Source organism: Bacterioplanoides sp., assembly GCF_965219715.1.
Taxonomy (GTDB): domain Bacteria; phylum Pseudomonadota; class Gammaproteobacteria; order Pseudomonadales; family Oceanobacteraceae; genus Bacterioplanoides.
In genome coordinates this window covers 3,608,503-3,628,919 of sequence record NZ_OZ244785.1, presented here as the reverse complement: position 1 = coordinate 3,628,919, position 20,417 = coordinate 3,608,503, and the positions used below count along the sequence as shown (strand labels likewise).

The following is a 20,417-nucleotide window of genomic DNA, read 5'->3' as shown; positions in this document are numbered from 1 at the left end:
CGGGCGGTTAAACCCTTAGGGTGCTGCTGTTAATTTGTTTTACTAACGCCTATCTAAAGGCTACCCCCAAACTCTGACTTAGTTACGAATCAGGTAATCAAATGCTCCCAGTGCGGCGGTGGCACCCGCGCCCATGGAAATAATGATTTGTTTGTACGGCACCGTAGTACAGTCACCAGCGGCGAATACACCCGGTACATTGGTTTGGCCGTGCTCATCAATTACGACTTCACCACGTTCGGATAAGTTCACCGAATCTTTCAGGAATTCAGTATTCGGTACCAAACCGATCTGAACAAAAATACCTGCCAGATCCAGTGTTTTCTCTTCGCCGGTTGCACGATCCTGATATTTCAGGCCAGTGACGCGCTCACCATCGCCAATCACTTCAGTCGTCATGGCTTCTTTAATGATGGTGACGTTTGGCAGCGATTCCGCTTTTTTCACCAGTACCGCATCCGCACGCAAGGTGTCGGCAAATTCCAGAACCGTCACGTGTTCCACGATGCCCGCCAAATCAATCGCGGCTTCAATACCTGAGTTACCACCACCAATTACCGCGGTCTTTTTGCCTTTGAACAGCGGACCGTCACAGTGTGGGCAGTACGCCACACCTTTGGCTTTGTATTCCTGCTCGCCCGGTACGTTCATTTCTCTCCAGCGTGCGCCGGTGGCCATAATCACGGTTTTACCACTGACCACTGCGCCGTTGGCTAATTCGACTTCGGTCAAACCAGAGTCAGTCTTACGCACACCCACCGCTTGCTGTGCCTTCATCACATCCACGTCGTATTCTTTAACGTGTTCTTCCAGATGGGCCACCAGCTTCGGACCTTCGGTGTACGGTACCGAAATAAAGTTTTCGATACCGACGGTGTCAGACACCTGACCGCCAAAACGATCCGCCACAATACCTGTACGAATGCCTTTACGCGCCGCGTAAATCGCCGCTGATGTGCCCGCCGGGCCACCGCCTACAACCAATACATCAAACGGATCTTTATCAGCCACGGCCGCAGCGGCTTTGGCATCGGCGTCGTCATCCACTTTGTTGAGAATTTCCGCCAGTGTTTGTTTGCCATTGGCTAATGGCTCACCGTTTAAGTACAGCGCCGGTACCGCCATGATGTTTTTGTCGGTGACTTCCTGCTGGAACACACCACCGTCGATCATGGTTGCGGTCACGTTTGGATTCAGTGCCGCAATCAGGTTAACAGCCTGAACCACGTCCGGGCAGTTGTGGCACGATAGCGATACGTACACTTCGAAGTTCAGCTCGCGAGTCAGGCTTTTCGCCTGATCCTGTAATGCCTGATCTTCTTTCGAAGGGTGGCTGCCCGCTTGTAACAGCGCCAGTACCAAAGATGTAAATTCGTGACCCAGAGGTACACCAGCAAACGTAACGCGTGCAGGCTGACCCGCCTTCGCGACAGTCATCACTGGCGAGCGACCGTTAATTTCGTCTTCGGTAACAGAAACCGAAATATCCTTGTGTAACTCGGCGATTTCGCGCGCTAACTCTTCTAACTCACGTGCTTTATCAGAACCGTTAACCGATACCTGAAGCTCAATCGGATTACGCAGATTAGCCAAGTAAGCGCCCAGTTGTTGTTTCATAGTTGCGTCAAGCATGACGAGCTCCTTATGTTGTTTGTTTCAGTGCGTCTGAGGCCGTTGATGTATGCCTGGACTCAGTGATGTGCACTGCTTAATTCAAAGTACGAAGTTATAGTAGCGAGCTGCTGTAAATTATTTAAATCAATCTTTTCAAAGACATTGATAGCTATTTACTAACAAAGGGTCATTAAGAAAGTTAATTGCCCGGCAAGAGCAGAGCTACAGATACAAAAAAGCTCCACTATCAGAGCGGAGCTTTTTAAGGCTAAGAAAAGCCGGTGCAATCGATGAGTTTCGGGAGCAGCCACAGGATGTGGCGGTCGCATCTAGATACAGGGACGTATCACAGATGCGGCGGCAAGAAACTTATCGGTTGCTTAGGTGTGTAAGATTTAAATCTTACCAACTAAGTCCAGAGACGGAGCCAGAGTCTCTTCACCTTCTTTCCACTTAGCCGGGCATACTTCACCTGGGTTGTTGCGAACGTACTGAGCCGCTTTCACTTTGCGCATCAGATCGTCTGCATCACGGCCAATGCCTTCAGCAGTGATTTCCATCGCCTGGATAACGCCATCCGGATCGATCAGGAAAGTAGCACGGTCTGCCAGGCCCTGGCCTTCACGCATGACACCGAAGTTGTTGGTGATGCTGCCGTTCTGGTCGCCCAGCATGTAGTAGTTGATCTTGCCGATGGTCTCAGAAGAATCGTGCCATGCTTTGTGAGTGAAGTGAGTGTCAGTCGATACTGAGTACACTTCTACGCCCAGCTTTTGCAGCTCTTCGTACTTGTCAGCTACGTCGCCCAGCTCGGTAGGACATACGAAAGTGAAGTCAGCCGGGTAGAAGAAGAATACTGCCCACTTACCTTTTACGTCAGCTTCAGTAACGTCTACGAATTCGCCTTGTTTGAAGGCAGTTGCGCTGAATGGTTTGATTTCAGTGTTGATCATGGTTTGCTCCATAAATACTAAGTGATTTATTTGCCCGAAGGCCTAATAACTAAGAACAGGATCTATAGTAGGGAGCGGCGGGTGATTCGTTAAATTGATCTTTTCAAAGGGGCTAATTAGGTTTTTTAATCGTTGATTAAGGGAGGCTATCGACGACTGATATACCAATACCTAGACTTCACTCATCTGGAATTTTTTCTCGCTTACTTATGAATAGGCTAGTTTGGATAAGTTCTTTTACTTGCAGGCATATATCGTCATTTGAAGGCCAATTAAGAGAACCGCCCTCTTTGGTGGCCTCTATCGTTCTTTCATATTGCTGCTTAAGATTCCGTACGTTACTAAGAAGCGAGCTCCATTCCAGAAGGTACTCGCTTGAAATCTCAGCAGCGACGGGGGTTAAACTTAAAAGGGTGTCATAGTTTTGATCCACAGTTTCGAGGAGCATTTTTGTACGCAACTCATCCACTTTACTCTGCTTAGTATTAATTGTTGAGTATGTAGACCTGCAAAAGTCTTCGAGGTCATCCATTGGAGTGCTATATTTCGCATGTTTGTCCCAAGCAAAAGGGTTTGCTGATTTAAAAACGTCGAGTAATAAACAAGAGTGCATTTCTAAACTCTTCCTCAGCTCTTCCTTTCTATTTTCTTCAATTTGATTTTCAGTTTCGGATAGAGACTTGCTTCTTTCGTGTGAAAGAGAGTTTAAGAATAGACCTAAAATCATTACTCCAAAGAAAGCTTGTGAAGAAACTATTATCTTACCAACGTCGGTATTTGGAGTTATATCTCCAAATCCCAGCGTAGTAATAGTAACCAAGCTTAAATATGCACTATCCACCCAGGAGCTAGGCAACCCAAGATCATAATGAAAAAAGCAATAAATTAAAAAGTAGGCAATCACTAAAATAATGTATGCCCAACCATAGAATTTAGGCTTTTGTTCTATCAGTTTACTTATCATTTCTAAATTATATCCCCAATATACTTATAAGCATGTGGGTTCAGATCACCCCAAATACCTTTGCTGCAAATGCGCTTTAAAGTGTTTGGCGTTTAACACATCACCCGTTGCCTGCTTCACCAGCTCATCCGTGGCTAATAAACTGCCTTTACTCCACAGATTTTCCTGAAGCCAGCTAAAGATTGGTGTCAGATCACCAGAACGAATCGCCACTTCCACATCAACGGTTTCACGCATGCTAGCCATAAACTGTGCTGCATACATCGCACCTAAGGTGTAACTCGGAAAATAACCAAAGGCACCGTCAGTCCAGTGAATATCCTGCATACAGCCATCGCGGTAATTACCCGCTGTCGTTAAGCCTAAATAATGCTGCATTTTGGCGTCCCATAATTCCGGAACGTCTTTATGGGAGATTACGCCATTAATTAAATCGCGCTCAATTTCATAGCGCAGAATTACGTGAGCCGGATAGGTTAATTCATCAGCATCGACACGAATAAAGTCCTTTTTCACTCGCGTGTAAATCTTCTGCAGATTATCGATTTCAAATACGGAACCCTGTTGTCCTGTGGAATGAGGCCCGGTGAAGTGCTGACCACATAATTTCGCTAAATGTTCGATAAACGCCGGACTGCGACCTAACTGCATTTCAAAAAATAACGACTGGGATTCATGAATACCCATCGAGCGTGCTTCACCCGCTGCGGTACCCGCCAGATGTTTTGGCAAACCCTGCTCATAACGGGCATGGCCGGTTTCATGCACTATGCCCATTAATGATTGAACAAACTCATCCTGGCTGTAACGTGTAGTAATACGCACATCGCTCGGCACACCACCACAAAACGGATGAACACTCTCATCCAGACGACCGTGATTAAAATCGAACTGCAGCAGCTTCATCACATCCAGACCCAGCGCTTTTTGCTGTTCCGTTGGGTAGGAACCACTTGGTGCTACAAAGGATTCTGACGCTTGCTTTTCAATCGCCTGATCAATCATGTCAGGCAACCAACTTTTTACATCGTCGAAGACGATATCCAGCGATGCGCTGCTGGTACCCGGCTCATAGATTTCCAGCATGGCGTCATATCGACCCAGGCCGGTGGCTTCAGAGCGAATCTGCGCTTCCTCCTGGGATAACTTAACGACTTCGGCCCAGTTCTTTTCGAAACCGACCCAGTCGTTTTCTTTACGCTGGGTACGCCAGGCGTGTTCACACTTAGAACCCGCCAGTGATTGTGCTTCTACCAAGGCTTCTGGCAGAACATTAGCCTGCTGCCAGCTGCGTTTCATTTCCCGCAGGGTGGCTTGCTGCTCAGTATTTAACGCTTCATTTTCGGCGTCGTTAAACCACTCTTCCAACTGAGGCTGAGTTTGCAAACCGTGAATATGCACCGACAATTCTGCCATGGCTTCAGAGCGTGCTTCTGCGCCACCGGCTGGCATCATGGATGCCTGATCCCAACCACAGATCGAAGACAGGTGGCTGAAGTTAGAAACTTTTTTAGCGTGTTTAACGAGTTTTTCGAAAGCAGACATATGGATTTATCTTCTACTCAAAATTCAGATACTGAAGGATTTGTGCTCTTTGAGGCTGGTCTTTTAACCATTCACGTACTTTATCAGCTTCCTGTATGGCTTCTTCACCAACCAGGCTAACAAAGCGCTGGCGGCGCAGGTCTTCAGAAGCTTGTTTACGTACCCGCCGTTGCCATTGTTCCGTAAATACCAATGGCATCTGATCGCCCAGATTCAAAGATTTAAGCAGCTGCCATTCACCTTTATCTAACCAGGCTTCATCACAATGACCACAGAGATCCAGACGATTATTGTGACGACTGGATACCCGGTATTTGGTCATGATTCGGGAGCATTTAGGGCAGGATAACGCCGCAGCGCTATCGCCTGTTGCTTCTACTGCAGCTACTTCAACGTCTGTAACTGCATCAGCCTCGGTTGCTTCACCACAACGCTCCGCCCAGTCACGGTAATAAAGCAAGGATACCGAGCTGCCTTCACACTGATTGCAGCTCAGTGTTGGTAAACCTTGCTCCAGAATCGCTGGGTGAAGAGGCTCAGTTTTACACTTAGGACATTGCATATTCGCCTCCGCTATTAACTTTTATTGAGTGCTTTTAATTCATTTAACTGGGTCAGCACATCTTTCATTTTTTCGTGCGTTTTTAAATCGATATCGATTTTCTTATCCATCGAACGAACCAGCGGATAAATACTGTGTTCAATGGTGTCAGCCAGAGTTGATAGTATTTTATCTAAACCGGGTAGCGGTTGATTAACCACCTCAATGTTCGGTGCATTATCTGCTTTACCCGAGAACAGTTTGATGCCATTAGCTACCATGCTGTTCAAGCGCAGCAAGGTGGTATTTAGCGCCTGCAACTGTTCCGCGCTGGCGCTTTCCTGAGACGCAAGCTGCGCGGCCTGAGCCTGTTGCTGCATTTGTTGCTCTGCCTGACTGAGGGCATCCTGATTGCGGCGTAACTCTTCTTTTGCCTGCGCCAGCTGCTCATCCTGTTCACCGGATTCACTCAGCGAGCGCACACTTTCGACCAGATCATATAGCTGGGTAACCACTTTACTGCCGACATCGGCGTCCGCTCCGCCCATGGATTTGGCACGAACAAAGTCGGCTTTGATTTTCTGCCAACGTTGTAAATCATCACCTTGCAGCTCGCCGCGTAACTCGGCCAGTTTCAGCAGGTTTTCTTCAGAGCCGTTTGTCAGCAGCTGAGATTCGCCAACATAATGGTCGGCAATCATTTGCATCAGTTCACTCTGATTCATTACCGAGGATACTTTTTCGGCCATTTTATTCATATTCCGATAACTACCCTGTAACCGGAAAGCCGGTTCGGTACGGTATTCATCAGACTGTGCCGCCGAAGCAATGTATTGCTGGTTAATTTTCAATACGACGTCCTGAATAACAAACAGCTTTTTCAGCACTTCGGTAATTTCGTTAATTTCCGCACCGCTGTACTGATGGCTCAGATCCGTCGTGGCGATATTTTCGCCATTCACCATACGGACTATTTTATACAAGTCATTCAGATCCCGCGTTGCCAGCGGTGCCAGGACGCTATTCGAGGTTAAACAGTTTTCGATATAACTCAGCGCAAACTGCTCATCCATACCGCCGAGGATATCACCCAGGTTATAAATATCCGCCCGGTTTGCCAGCATATCAGGCACCTGAAAGGCTTCACCAGTTTCGGTATACGGGTTACCAGCCATCACCACGCAGAATTTTTTACCGCGCATATCGTAGGTTTTGGTTTTATTTCGCCAGACACCTTCAATACGCCGGGTGCCATCACACAAGGAAATAAATTTCTGCAAAAATTCCGGATTGGTATGCTGAATATCATCCAGGTACAACATCACGTTGTTGCCCATTTCCAACCCCAGATTCAGCTTTTCCAGCTCCTGACGCGACGTTGCATCCGGTGCCTGCTGAGGGTCCAGCGAAACAACATCATGGCCTAACGACGGGCAGTTGATCTTCATAAAGATCAGACCTAAGCGGCTTGCCACGTATTCCATCAATGTGGTTTTACCGTAACCCGGTGGCGAGATCATCATCAGCATGCCCATTAAATCTGAGCGTTTGTTATCGCCAATGGTACCCATTTGTTTTGCCAGGTTGTCACCAATTAACGGCAGGTAAGACTCGTTGATTAAGCGGTTACGGACAAAAGAACTCAGTGGTTTGGGTTTAAACGAATCCAGATTTAACTGATCTTTTTCCTGTTCTACGATGGTTTGACGTAACTGGTGATAACCACGATAGCCCGGAATCACCCGATGCTGATGGTCAGCTATACGCTGCAGAAACTCATCCACGGCAACATTAAGTTGTTGCGATTCAATATTGGCATGGTCACCTAATAAACCGGAAACCGACAGCTCGGTATCCACTTCCGTGGCACGACGTTCAATCTGTTTGCCACAGGTGATGATCGCAGTGGCTTCGGGAATATAACGTGCGGCGTCTGTGAGACCTTTGCCATCCACCAATGCAGACAACCAGGACAGAGTCAGCTGCCATTGCTGTTTTACCTGTCCTTGCAGTTTATCCAGACTGGCCTGCAGTTTTTTCCAGCTGGCGGAGTCCAGTGACCGTTTGAATTCTTCTGCTAACTGCTGAGCGTATTTACTGGTAATAAATTCGGTACGATCACGGCCTAATTCATAAACCAGATATTCCGCAGCACGCTGATTCTGAATGGCATCGGAGTCAAATTGATTGTTTTCAGCAAACGCCGTCACTGCTTCAGCGATTTCTTCAGTTAATAACGTAAATGCCTGATAGCTATTAAATATCTTGTGCATTTGCAACGCAGATTGAGCACGCTCGGACCAGCTTTGGCTCTGAGCTGCGATGGCCTTAAGCCTGTCATCCGCTATTTTACGATCAGTGATAGTTGCCCAGAAAATCTGAGCCAATGAGCGGCATTGAGGATCAAAGCGTAATAAATCTGCGCTCTCCATCGCGGGCAACAATTGCTGCAGGATTAATGCTGCATCATGATCATGAATGCCTTTTTCATAACCTTCTTTATAACGAGGAGTGGCAAACTTGCGCACCAGCGTCAGTAGGTTGTCAGAATCCAGCAGAGCCTGGTGCAATATCTGATTACTCAGATCATCTTCACCTTGTTCAGCTGCCTGAATAATCAGAGCGGCAAGGTACTCTCCGCGATACAGTTGAGCCGTTTCAGATTCCAGCGCCATTTCCCAGTAGGGTTTTAAGCTGGCTAATTCATCGTTACGAATGGCTTCAAAATAGTCCGTCCCTGTCAGGTGAATATTTAACTCACCATCACGCGGCACAATCGTCAGATCCAGATCCTGGGTATTCACACTGAATTTATGGCGTGGCCCCAGCTTAATAACGTTGCCACCGTCTTCATAAATTTCAGTTTTATCGCGTAGTGACCGTTGTGCCTGTTCTTTCACCGCTTTAAAACGAGACTCAACATCATCCGCTTTTACATTGCTGTCGAGCTCGCGCAGACGCTCAACCATATCCCGGACTTTTAATACCAGCGAGTCGGAAGCAAAATAGGTATTCAGTTGCTCAGCATCGGTAAACTTCAGCGAGCGGCGTTCAATACTGTCGATAATTCGCGCGGCTGCATCGCTAACGGATTGTGCTTTGCGTAAACGCTCATCCAATAATTGTTGCTTATGGCTTTCGAACGACTGATACACCTCATCACGTTTTGCCATAATGTCGCTGAGAAACTCTTCATAGTCACTGAACTGACTTTCGAGTTCTTCCAGCTGTACTAATAAGCGTGATAACTGCTCATCACAGCGCTCCGGCGTGGTTGCCATCCCCAATGCATTGGTAATACTTTGTGAAAATAATTTGAACTGGGCTGAGAACTGCGCAACCGCTTCTTCTGACCCGAGGTTTTTCTGTTTATGTTTAGCCGCCGCTTTGCTCTGATTGAGCTTGGCATACACTTCAGAAATCGAATCAATAATGCGTGTTCTGACGTTCGCATCACTGACTTTCAGCGACGCCATTAATTCCGACAGTAAATCCAGGCCAGAAGCTGTTTCTTCAATATTTTCAACAATGGGTGATAAGGTCGCGATGCTGTCAGCTTGTTCCACCTCATGATTAAAGCTGTCGATTTTATCGAAGTAAGGCGATAACGCGGCTTCACCGGATAAGAAAGTGACGGTACGTTCGCTCAGGCTTTCCTGATTCTGAATCAGCGCTTCGTCCAGCTGCTCTAAACGTGCGGTATCGATATAACGGTATTCTTTAATTGTGGCGATATGACCACGTTGCTTACGCAAGCTGTGTAACGCCACAACATATTCTTCCGCCGTCTGGAAGTTATCCGGGCGAACCGCTGCCAGCAAAGCTTGCTGTTGTTCTTCTGCTTCCTGCATCGCCTTTTCTGACTGACTACGGATACTCTGAACTTTTTCAAATTCATCGATAACCAGTTCAGCCGTATTGGCGACTTGCCGGATTAAAGCCGCAATACCCGAGTCGTCTGCAGCACCTTCATGCTCGCGGGAATATTCATCAATCCAGTAGTGCGCATCAAAAAAGCGATTGGCCGTTTTACTCAGCTCTTCATATATACGGGCCGACACGCTTTGTTCGGCAATCATGCGGTGCAGGCTGTATAAGTCGGAGACACCACGAACCAGTGGCGCATTACCAACACGACCAAAAAAGCTCTGGGACACTTCGTTACGGCTGGCAAAATCATCACTGACATAAGCGGTTTGCCAGATCTGCATCGGATGCACCCGGGTTGGTTCATTTTCCGCAGAAAAAATAACCAGCTTGCCATCTTCTGCCAACGCATAACCATGACCATAAATCGGGTTTTGCATCGATTTACTGATCAGGTTGTAAGACAACAAGGCAAACAGGCCATCTTCCGGCTGATAAAAGATAAACAGCACATCTTCGCCATTCGGAGAACGAATGGTGCGTTTGTATTTCAGCTCTTTATCATCGTCAGGTAAGGCTGAGGTATCAAAGGTTTTTACTTCCCCTGATTGCAGGTAATAACCGCCGGGAAAAACGATACCGTGATCTTCCGGCAACTGAACACAGGACTGTCCAATACCATCAATTTTTTCAACCGCGTCGGTTAAGGTATTGAAGACAAAATAGCGCCATTGCTCCTCACGATACGGCTGAATTTTCAGCAGGATCAGATTACCCACGCTGGCATAAAAAAAGCGACCGTCATCAATTGACTGGGTTTTATCCTCAACCGGTTCGCTGTATATGCCCTGACCATTTTCAGTATTGTTTTCAATCTTAATAGTCAGGTCGCCATTAATGGTTTCAACAAATACCTTGTCGAGAATATTGATGTGTGGGTGACGGCCATTAACCGTATCTTCCCGGCTGGTCTCCTGCCACTCAAAGTCATAACTATCCGGCAGCTGGATATCCCGCTCACCACGATTATCAATATATTGGATATCCTGGCCATCAGGAGAGACGGACCAACGGAATACCCGGATATCTTCCAGCCGATCACCAATCTGGAAACCAGCTAATAATTTACCGTTACGCTGTGTCAGCTGGACCAGCTTAGTTTGTTTGTAATAACGATAGAGTTCGAGAAAATCACTGCGGAAGGATTCGGCATCCAGAAAACTGCTTGCCAGCGGTACCGATTCCAGAACATAACTGTCGTCCTGCTCTTTTAACCTGAATAACGATAAAACATCTTCAATACGGGTTTCTTTTTTCAGACCAATAAATACGTTGTAACCAAACAACAGGTATTCACCAACCTGAACCATATCCCGGGCAATGCAGTTATTTTCGGTACGTACCCGCACACGGGAGATGACGCTCAGTTCCGACGTACCAAACTCAGCTAAGCGGGCTTCGTTTAACGCCTGAGTTTGCTGATACAGGCTTTTTCCCTGCTCGACTAACCGTTTACGAATGACTTCATACGCGCCGCCTTCGGCAACTGCGTTTTCAACCTGACCTGTTGCTGGCACTGAATCTTGTTCCGTCATAACAGAATCCTTGTGATAAATCTCAAACTGACGCAGAGCAACTGCCCGTCAGATACAGGCAGCCTCTGGAAAAGAAATCAGAGAAGCTGAATGATCAGCTCCCCAGAATCAGCCGATCAGGCTTCGTCTTTTACAGGCTTTTCCTTCGCCTGCTGCTCCATAAGCTTGGTTAATAAACCGCTGACAGTGCTGCTCTTCTGTGCAACACCATCGATGGCTTTACCCAGCGACAGAGACTTGGCAAAGGTATCGAAGAAGTGACCTTCACCACCAACAATATCAATGCGGGCTTTCTGCAGAGCTGTCGACAGAACTTCTGCATTATCGCGAGCGATGTCTTTGCCTGCTTCAATCGAAGCCATGGCTTCTTTTAATGCCGTTTCCAGACTCATACGGAATTCTTCGTGATCACGTGCCTGTTCGCTCATTGAGCCCATTGCATCGAATTTCTCCACCAGACCTTCGGCTTCGGCTTTGAATTGTTCGCGAGTCACATCCGCTTCAGCCAGACCAACTTCTTTGGTTGCCTGTGCTTCGGCGCTGCCTTTGGCAGAAATAACTTCAGCATCGGCCAGACCGGTTTCACGTAACGCCTTACCTTCCGATTCACCTTTCGCAGCAACAACGGACGCTTCTGCCAGGCCTTCTTTCTCCAATGCATCAGCACGGGCTTCCTGTACTTTAGCGTCGGCTAAACCAGGTGCTGCACGTTCCGCCTGAACACCTTCTGCCAGTTTCTTCTTGGCGTCAGCTTCTTTTGCTGCGGCATCCAGGTTAGCCTGGGCAATGGTGGTGATTTCTACAGCACGGAATTTCGCAGCCTGCTCTTCAGCTTCAGCGGCTTTCACCTGCTTCACTTTTTGCTCATCGGCTTCTGCTTCGGCTGCCAGTACCTGAATCTGTTTCTGACGATCGGCTTCAGACACTTCACGAACTTCTTTAATACGTTCTTCTTCAACCGCAACGGTCTTATCCACCGCCACACGTTCACGAATCACGTTAGCGATTTCTTTCTTCTCTACTTCAACCGCTTTTTCAGCTTCAATCTTCTGCAGATCCACTTCACGTTCACGAGCGACGACTTCCAGGTCTTTAGCGCGGGTAACCTTTTCAACTTCAATCACAACCGCACGCTGACGGTTTTGTTCAGCTACTTCAACTTCACGCTTCTGATTTTCTTCCTGAACCGCCAGATCCTGCTGCACCTGAATACGGGCTGATTCAAATTTCTTGCGCTCTTCTTCCTGAACTTTAATGGTCTCGGCTTCTTCACGAGCACGAATGGTGGCTACTTCACGTTCCTGTTTGGCTTCTGCGTCCGCTTCCTGACGCTCCAGCTCCAGCATGGCTTCACGTGTTTCAACGTTTTTCTTCTTAATTGCTAACGATTCGTTTTGTTCCAGTTCATTGGTTACAACATTCTGGGTTGCCGTCAGCTCAGTGATTTTTTTGATACCTTCAGCATCCAGAATATTGTTTGGGTCTAATGCACCTTTTGGTGTTTGCTCCAGATAGTCGATTGCAACATCTTCCAGCACATAACCGTTCAGATCATCACCAATTACTTCTACGATCTTTTCACGGAATTCCAGGCGGTTCTCAAACAGCTGAACAAAGTCGATCTGCTTACCCACAGTTTTTAACGCTTCAGAGAATTTTGCTGCAAACAGGTCATATACTGCTTCACGATCGGATGCACGTTCAGCACCAATCGATTTAGCAACCCGCAATACATCTTCCTGAGTTTCATTCACACGAAGGTAAAAGGCCACCGTAATATCGGCACGCATATTGTCGGCACAAATCAGGCCGTCTTTGCCACGACGATCCACTTCAAGTGTGATCAAAGATATTTTCATTAATTCTTTGCGGTAGATCACCGGAATAACCATACCACCGGTAAACTTCACCTTAGGTGTACGACTCAGGTCGTTAATGATCAGCGCAGTACCCTGATCGACTTTGACATAGAAGGCTTTAAACAAAACGGCAAAACCAACCAGAAAGCCGATAACGACAAAGAGTACCGTCATCAACACACCCATATTTGCTAAATCAGCCATATTAATAACTCCTTAATTAATTGCTGTTTGTGCCTCGCAGCACGATATAAATTTAAAAATCAGTTAATAAACTCTTCTTCAGAAATCACTCTGAACAAATGCTCGTCTTCTTTAAATTCCAGTAATACGACACGATCGCCTTTCTTAAAAGAAACACCACTGTCTGCCCGTGCTTTGAATATCAGGCCTGCACCGCCATCCTCGAGTGTTACTTCACCGAAGCTATCGTCGAGGCGCAGAGTACGAACGATGGCGACTTGTCCTAACACATCTTTATTGGATGGCTGGTCCAGTTTGGCGAAAAAAGGACGTAGCGGTCGAACCAGTTTCCCGGTCAGGTAGGCAGAGGTATATAACGCCAACATAAATATGCCAACGCCAGTTATAAATCCTAAAATGCCGTCGGGCACAACTGGGAAAATAAAATCCACCAGGTAATAACAAATCAACCAGCCAGTTAAGGACCACAAGGTGATAATGATGGTTAATGGCACACCATTAAAACCAAATTTAAGCAGCACGCCGGCAAGCCCTTCGTGAGCAACATTACCGGAATTTCCAGCCTCATCGGGAAGGTCGATATCAATAAAATCCAGATCTACCAGCCCCAATACGGCCACAAGCCAATAAAAAGCAGACAGAAAGAGAAAGAAAGTAAATATTACCGTCGGGAAGGAAGATATATTGAGGTAAAACGGGTCCATTTTATCGGTCAGAAATACCGCAAACATATATCTTCTTCCTTATAGAACTGGTGGGTAAAACAGGTTAAGCACTAATCGTGTTTTTAATTTCTTCCAGCATGGACAACATCGCGTCATCCAGCTCTTCCGGCTTGATTCGGCCGATGATATTGCGTAATACGCGTTTTTCGTTGTCATCGACAACACCATCACGTAATGCAATCTCCATAATGCTTTTCAGCTCGCTGGCAACGAGCTTGCCATCATCGGTAAAACAATGAATGGACTTAAAGCTCATCTCCAGATAGTCACGGCTTTCCTTAGTCATATCATCCATACTTCACTCCTTTATTTTTGCTTGTTCTTTATCCGTTCCAGAATATCGCTTGCCTGGGGACCTGAAGAGGTAATCCCGGCTTGTTGCAGTTTTTCCTGCAGCGTTTGTTCCTGGCCGCTGTTATGTAATTCTTCCGAAGCCTGTAATTCCGCAGCTTTTAACGCCTGCTTTTCTTTTAAGCGTTCCAGCGAATCCATCGCCGTCTGCAACTTGCTGTTAGAACCGGCATAACGTTGTGATACCGATTCCTGGGCACGCTGAACGCTTTCCGTTGCCTTAACCGTGTCAACCTGCTGCTTCATTCTCTTAATGTTGTTGTCAGCCAGAGAAATCGACGCTTTTAACTTGCTGGCATTCTGCTCGAAGCCCTGGGCTGCGCTGGCTTCAGAAGCCAGAGCCGTTTCCAGATCTGCAATTTTTCCTGCCACTTCCAGTGCTAACGCCTCATCGCTCTTTTCCAGAGCCTGGGCGGCGTAACCTTCGTACTCTGCAATTTCCTGATACAACTTGGAAACTTTTTCTTCCGCGACCTTTTGTTGCGCAATAATTGCCACCAGGCTTTCGCGAGAGCGCTTCAGCTCGTCAGAGGCATCACGGATTTCCTGATCGAGAATACGCAGAGCCTGGGTATCAACAATCGCTTCGCCCGCTTCATGAGCCCCGCCGCGCAATGCCGTCAACATTTTTGACCAAAGATTCATAATATGTCTCCCGCGGCGTTACGCCGTCTCATTTGCGACTGGTTGGTTTAAAAATTCGGCATAAGCCTCGGTTGCCTGGATAACGTTACTGGCAAGCATATCAATTTCGAACAGGACATTCGATAACAATGACGTCGCACTTAACGCACCAAACATGTGGTAATAACTTTCACCATTCGACATCAGATCCAGGCTAATGGTCGACAGTGGAAAATACTTATGGGTTCGCAATACCGCATCATTAAACCCGGCGACATCGGCTACTTCAGACAGTGGCCATAAAACCGATTCAACAATGATCTGCTCCCCGGCAATCGTCAGAAACAATGGCAGATCGCCAAATGCTTTCATCTCAATCAACAGGGAAGGCGAAGCTCCCTCAATCAACTCAATAGTGGCTTCATTCAGGCTGAATGGCGGCTCTTGTTCGAGCGCAGCCTTCAGGCTATGAACAGTCCATAGCTCCACAGTGTTTTTAACATCTGTCATTACTAACTCTCCTTCGTTAATGGCATCAGCCGGAATCACCTCACGCAACCGCTTTTCAGCCTGCGCAAGCAACCGGGCATTCTCTGGACGAATCCAGACTTCCTTTTTAACCAGGCCCGACTCGCGCAAGCGACGGCGGTATTCACGCTGATAGTGTGCTGATGATTTCTGAGTCATGAGTTCACAATAACCATTACATGTAATAGAGTCAAGAGAGTTACATGTAACAAATATTTGTTACATGTAAGAGAAAATCTTGCAAAGAAAAGAAGCCTCAGGAGCCAAAGCCTTCCGGCAAACTCTCCACCTGCAAAGTCCGCGTAGGGAAGGCACAATCAGCATCGTGCTGATGAATAATATCGAGGATTTCCAGCAACACTTTTTGTTTTACCTCGTGGTACTCCACCCAGTTGGTGGTTTTAGTAAAGGTATAAACAAAGAAGTCGAGGCTGGAAGCACCAAAGCTGTTGAAGTTCACAATCAGCGTCTGGTTAGTATCGATATCCGGGTGATTGCGCAGCATGGTTTTTACCGCTTCAATCAGCTGCGGTAATTTTTTCGAATCCTGATAACGCACGCCAATGGTTTCGTAGATCCGGCGGTTCAACATACGCGATGGATTTTCCACCGAGATATTGGTAAACACCGAATTCGGTACATATAACGGACGTTTATCAAAAGTACGAATCAGGGTGACTCGAAAACCAATCTTCTCTACCGTGCCTTCGATCGAACGATCCGGCGAACGAATCCAGTCGCCAACTTTAAACGGGCGATCGAGATACACGATGATGGAGCCGAAGAAGTTGGCCAGCAGATCTTTGGCGGCCATACCCACTACTAAACCGCCCACACCACCAAAGGCAAGGATACCGGAAATGGAAATGCCCAATAGCTGGAACACGGGCAGAACAATTAATACCGTCACCGTCAGCTTGGCGACCTTACCCACCAGCTGCACTGTGGTTGGATCAGCACCCTTGTCGATCTGACGATCTTCGACCCGGTTAATTAACCGCCAGATGGCCCAGGCCACCAGAATCACCAGCGCCAACTGGCGCACCACCGGAATGCTGGTTGCCACTTCGGAGGAAAAATGACGGGCAGAGATGTCCGCCACCCAGGTCATACCGATGGCAAAAATAATCCAGTTAATCGGAATACCAACGGATTCGATAACAACGTCGTCCCAACGGTTTTTGGTTTTTTCTGCCAGTATCAAAATGCGTTTACGCGCCATGCGCCAGAACAGCCCGGCAAATAACGTAATGCCCAGGGCAATCGAAACATCCCAGAACCAATCGTAGTTTTGCGAGAGCAGATCATTCCACCAGTCGAATTGCACATCCATCTCCTGTTAGCTGAATACTGTTATTTCTGAATTAATGTGTGTGCCGCTTGGGCAGCAACCGCATGACGTAACTGCGCCATATATTCACTTTCGGTTTGCCAGTAATGCCAGTACAAAGGCACGTCAATCACCGTTTTGGGCGCTACGTTGATCAGCTCACCCGACTGCAGATAATCGCGCACCTGTATTTCCGGCATCATACCAAAGCCCAGCCCGGCACGGGCCATTTCCACAAAGCCACGGCTTGACGGCACCCGCTGAAAACGACTGGGGGCCGCCAGCTTCAGTTTATTTAAAAACTGATGCTGCAGCTGATCGTCACCACTGAATAATAAACACGGCGCCTGCTGCAACCATTGATGGCTTCGGGGCTTACTCTGATAACACGCAACAAAGTCGGGGCTGGCCAGCGCTAAGTATCGTAACGTTCCGAGCTTTTGCGCCATACCGCCATTCACCGGCTGAGCACTTTCGCAGATACAGGCCATCACTTCGCCGTTTTTCATACGTTGCAGGCCCACTCGCTGATCTTCAATCACCAGATCAAAGTTCATACGATTGCTCGATTCACACGCTGCCAGCGCCGGTGCCAGCCAGGTATCAATCGAGTCGGCGTTCACCGCCAGGCGGATATTCAGTTCCTCAGGCTCTTCATCCTGCAACAACACTCCCTGCTCCAGCTGCTTAACCTGCTGCAGGTGGTTGCTCAAACGCTGCCCCAGATCCGTCAGTCGTGGCGGCGAGGTACGTAACAACACCGGCTGGCCTAATTTAAACTCCAGCTGGCGAATACGCTGGCTTACCGCCGACTGCGAGATATTAAGCACCCGCGCTGCCCGTTCAAAGCCCGCGTGTTCTATCACCGCCGCCAGGGCTTCCAGAGCACGATAATCAATCATTAGATTTACTTATATCCCATAAGATTAATGAGTTGGACTAATAATAGATCCGGCCGTAATGTTCGCGCAAATCCCGCTGCTTTCAGCCCACCGTATTTGTATTTCAGGAGACCTCTGTGCCCGCTCAGCTTATCGATATTTTAACCACCGTCAGTACCGGCTTAATGGTGAGCTTTGGGTTGATTGTGGCGATTGGTGCGCAAAACGCCTGGGTGCTGAATAAAAGCCTGAAAGGTGAACACCCGTGGGCGATTACTACCGTGTGTTTTATGCTGGATGCCACTCTGATCACGATTGGTGTATTCAGCATCAGCACCATTCAGAAACTGATGCCGCCATTGATTCCGGCCATTACCCTGATGGGAATTGGTTTACTGGTCTGGCTCAGTGCCCAGACGTTTTATCGCGCCTGGCAAGGCGGTGGTAGCCTGGTGACCGAAGGTGGTGCCGATATTGGCAGCCCATGGCGCAGTGTCGGTCAGGCTCTGGCCATCAGCCTGCTGAACCCCCATGTCTACCTCGATACTGTGATTCTGATTGGCAGCGTAGGCGCACAACAAACCTACCCTGGCTGGTTTATTGTCGGTGCCGGTAGTGCCTCTGCAATCTGGTTTTACAGCCTGGCCATTGGTGCTAAATACCTGCGTCCGAAACTGAGCGAACCGCATCACTGGCAGGTGCTGGATGCACTCACCGGTTCCTGTCTGTTACTGGTGGCTATCCTGTTGGTTCAGAAGTTGTAATCACTGAGCCAAAAAGCAACTTTTCGCGAAGGTAATACCAAGTCAGCTAAGGCAGGAGAAATCCTGAGTTTTATTCACTGAACAGTCTGTTTCACTGCCTTGTAACTCTGCGGCCGACTGAGCTTATCCGCTATAATGCTCGGTTAATTCTGGCCCGCAGGAAGCGCGCCGCGCCTAAAGATTTCGCTGGTACCCGCTCGATATGCTGACACACACCCTAAAACAGGTTTACGCCACCCTACAAGCTAAAGCTAACCGTTCACCTTTTCTGGCAACCTTGCTGATAAGTCTGATTATTCTGCTGTGTGAATTAACCCTGGTAAGGGATTTACCCTGGGTGAGTGAGCAACTGATGGGCGAACGTTTTCAAACCAACTTTGCCCTTAGCGGCGCTATTTTATGGCTGTTCTTTCTGACGCTCCTGCCTATCCGCAAACCGGCAGTGCGTCAGTTGATACTGGCCCTGGTGTTTATTCCACAAATTGCGCAGCTGTCTTATTTTGCGGTTTATCAGGATTTTATCAGCGTGTTTGATCTGCGCTTCGCCGGCCAGGACACCTTACTGACGTTGCAACTGGGCATCGAGAACACACCCTGGTTAAAAGTCATTGCACTGACCCTGATCGAATTGCCGCTGTTAATGATTCTGCTGCAACTGCCAATGAAATCGCGTTGGTGGTTACGTGCTCCGGCGGCATTTTTTGCCTTTGTATTATTTGGTCTGGCCAGCCTCAACTGGTACAGCACCTCGAAGTTTCAACAAAGCAGCGTGGCTTATTGGGCGGTATTCCCAAGCCTGATTGAGCACCAGAACTTCGCCAGCGAAAAACTGGCGGAAAAACCGCAACTGGATTATCGCCAGGCTCACGACGATGCACCCAATATTGTGCTGGTGATTGGTGAGTCCCTTACCGAAAGCCATATGGGTCTGTACGGCTACGGGCGCGACACCACACCTAATTTGGATCAGCTGGAACAGCAGGGCCGTTTATTAGCATTAAAAAATGCAGTGAGTATCGGTACCCGCACTATCAGTTCGGTGCCGCATTTATTAGTGGGTCTGCAGGGCATTGATCCGGAAGGTAAGCTGTTTGCCATGCCGAGTATTTTTAACTACGCCAAAGCGGCAGGGTATCGCACCGGTTTTATCACCGCTCAGGAATTTAAATGGCGCGATGTCGATCAGCTGTTTATCGACCAGGACGTTAACGTTTATAAAAATGGCAGTGATTTCTCGGCCGACGTCGATATTCTCACCGGCGCCGATGATATGGCCGTGCTGGAAAAAGGCATTCTGCCATTCCTGAAAGAAGCGCTGCAAAAGCCACAACCTTACCTGTTAGTGGTGCAAATGAATGGCAGCCACTACCCATACGACTTACACAGTCCGGAATCGGCAAAGCGCTTTCTGCCTGAAGAAAGCCGCAACAGTCTTAACGCTTACGACAACACCATTTCGTACACCGATGAAGTATTAGCGGCACTGGAGAAGAAATTACAGCAGCAAGATCCGAATGCCTGGATTTTCTACACCTCGGATCATGGCCAGGTTGTGCATAAAGAAAAAAGTCGCTTCAACCGAGGTTTCCATCCGAACGTAATTAATAACGCCCTGCTGGTAATGTCTTCGCCAGAGAATCTGGCCAGCGTTGCGGCAAATGAACACAGCCCGGTTAGTCAGGCAGACGTATTCCATACCATTCTCGGGTTAATGGGCAGTAAAACGGTCACTCCAGCAACCGGCCTCGATCTGCGTAGCGCGATTGATCCACAACGTCTGCGTCTGGTGTCCCGTTATACCCAGGTGCTGGATAACGACCCGTTTGCAGCATTAATCCTGCCGGATCGCAGCATGATTGAAGTCGACTTTGAAAAACAAAGTGCGCTGGATACTGACGGAGAAACACTGATTCCTTATCTACAACTGCCGCAGCACTATCGTGATTTTGTTGAGGGCAAAACCTCCAACAGTAACGACCTGCCAAGTCCCGATAACCTGGAGAATCCTGCAAGCCTGTCGGCAAATTAACCGATAAATCGCTTATCCGTTCAGGCCATTTAAACTCACGAAT

The 20,417-nt window shown here is 47.9% G+C and carries 15 protein-coding genes; 2 read left to right on the top strand and 13 right to left on the bottom strand.

All coding sequences use genetic code 11. The features are described from left to right. Window positions 1-78: 78 nt before the first annotated feature. The 13 genes from ahpF to ACOQOZ_RS16840 form a co-directional block, all read right to left on the bottom strand. A complete protein-coding gene (gene ahpF / locus ACOQOZ_RS16900; protein ID WP_420589326.1) occupies window positions 79-1,632 on the bottom strand; it encodes an alkyl hydroperoxide reductase subunit F in 1,554 nt (517 codons plus the stop codon). A 377-nt stretch (window positions 1,633-2,009) separates the two neighbouring features. Then, window positions 2,010-2,567 (bottom strand): alkyl hydroperoxide reductase subunit C, encoded by a 558-nt coding sequence (gene ahpC, locus ACOQOZ_RS16895; RefSeq protein ID WP_420589325.1) that lies wholly within the window; start codon window positions 2,565-2,567, stop codon window positions 2,010-2,012. A gap of 178 nt (window positions 2,568-2,745) precedes the next feature. After that, the gene (locus ACOQOZ_RS16890; protein ID WP_420589324.1) at window positions 2,746-3,531 is read right to left on the bottom strand and encodes a potassium channel family protein; all 786 of its coding nucleotides are present in this window, start codon (window positions 3,529-3,531) and stop codon (window positions 2,746-2,748) included. 45 nt (window positions 3,532-3,576) lie between these two features. After that, on the bottom strand, window positions 3,577-5,076 hold the full coding sequence (locus ACOQOZ_RS16885) for a carboxypeptidase M32 (protein ID WP_420589323.1): 1,500 nt from the start codon (window positions 5,074-5,076) through the stop codon (window positions 3,577-3,579). 13 nt (window positions 5,077-5,089) lie between these two features. Next, window positions 5,090-5,638, bottom strand: a complete 549-nt coding sequence (locus ACOQOZ_RS16880) for a hypothetical protein (protein ID WP_420589322.1) — start codon at window positions 5,636-5,638, stop codon at window positions 5,090-5,092. A gap of 14 nt (window positions 5,639-5,652) precedes the next feature. Continuing rightward, window positions 5,653-11,079: a DNA repair ATPase gene (locus tag ACOQOZ_RS16875; protein WP_420589321.1), complete on the bottom strand. Its 5,427-nt coding sequence runs from the start codon at window positions 11,077-11,079 to the stop codon at window positions 5,653-5,655. Window positions 11,080-11,195: 116 nt separating this feature from the next. After that, entirely contained in the window at window positions 11,196-13,142 is a 1,947-nt protein-coding gene (locus ACOQOZ_RS16870) for a hypothetical protein (protein WP_420589320.1), read from the bottom strand. Window positions 13,143-13,201: 59 nt separating this feature from the next. After that, window positions 13,202-13,873: a DUF1449 domain-containing protein gene (locus ACOQOZ_RS16865; RefSeq protein ID WP_420589319.1), complete on the bottom strand. Its 672-nt coding sequence runs from the start codon at window positions 13,871-13,873 to the stop codon at window positions 13,202-13,204. A 37-nt stretch (window positions 13,874-13,910) separates the two neighbouring features. Next, complete coding sequence (locus ACOQOZ_RS16860; RefSeq protein WP_420589318.1) at window positions 13,911-14,162, bottom strand: hypothetical protein; 252 nt, start codon at window positions 14,160-14,162, stop codon at window positions 13,911-13,913. A gap of 11 nt (window positions 14,163-14,173) precedes the next feature. Beyond that, entirely contained in the window at window positions 14,174-14,863 is a 690-nt protein-coding gene (locus tag ACOQOZ_RS16855) for a PspA/IM30 family protein (protein WP_420589317.1), read from the bottom strand. Between the two features lie 18 nt (window positions 14,864-14,881). Further along, complete coding sequence (locus tag ACOQOZ_RS16850; protein ID WP_420589316.1) at window positions 14,882-15,529, bottom strand: YjfI family protein; 648 nt, start codon at window positions 15,527-15,529, stop codon at window positions 14,882-14,884. 97 nt (window positions 15,530-15,626) lie between these two features. Continuing rightward, window positions 15,627-16,697: a mechanosensitive ion channel family protein gene (locus tag ACOQOZ_RS16845; protein ID WP_420589315.1), complete on the bottom strand. Its 1,071-nt coding sequence runs from the start codon at window positions 16,695-16,697 to the stop codon at window positions 15,627-15,629. Window positions 16,698-16,723: 26 nt separating this feature from the next. Continuing rightward, window positions 16,724-17,602, bottom strand: coding sequence for a LysR family transcriptional regulator ArgP (locus tag ACOQOZ_RS16840; RefSeq protein ID WP_420589314.1), 879 nt, complete (start codon window positions 17,600-17,602; stop codon window positions 16,724-16,726). A 116-nt stretch (window positions 17,603-17,718) separates the two neighbouring features. Here ACOQOZ_RS16840 and ACOQOZ_RS16835 point away from each other — a divergent pair, with 116 nt between their 5' ends. Then, window positions 17,719-18,345: a LysE/ArgO family amino acid transporter gene (locus tag ACOQOZ_RS16835; RefSeq protein ID WP_420589313.1), complete on the top strand. Its 627-nt coding sequence runs from the start codon at window positions 17,719-17,721 to the stop codon at window positions 18,343-18,345. 202 nt (window positions 18,346-18,547) lie between these two features. After that, window positions 18,548-20,374: a phosphoethanolamine transferase gene (locus tag ACOQOZ_RS16830; RefSeq protein ID WP_420589312.1), complete on the top strand. Its 1,827-nt coding sequence runs from the start codon at window positions 18,548-18,550 to the stop codon at window positions 20,372-20,374. The last annotated feature ends 43 nt before the right edge of the window (window positions 20,375-20,417 follow it).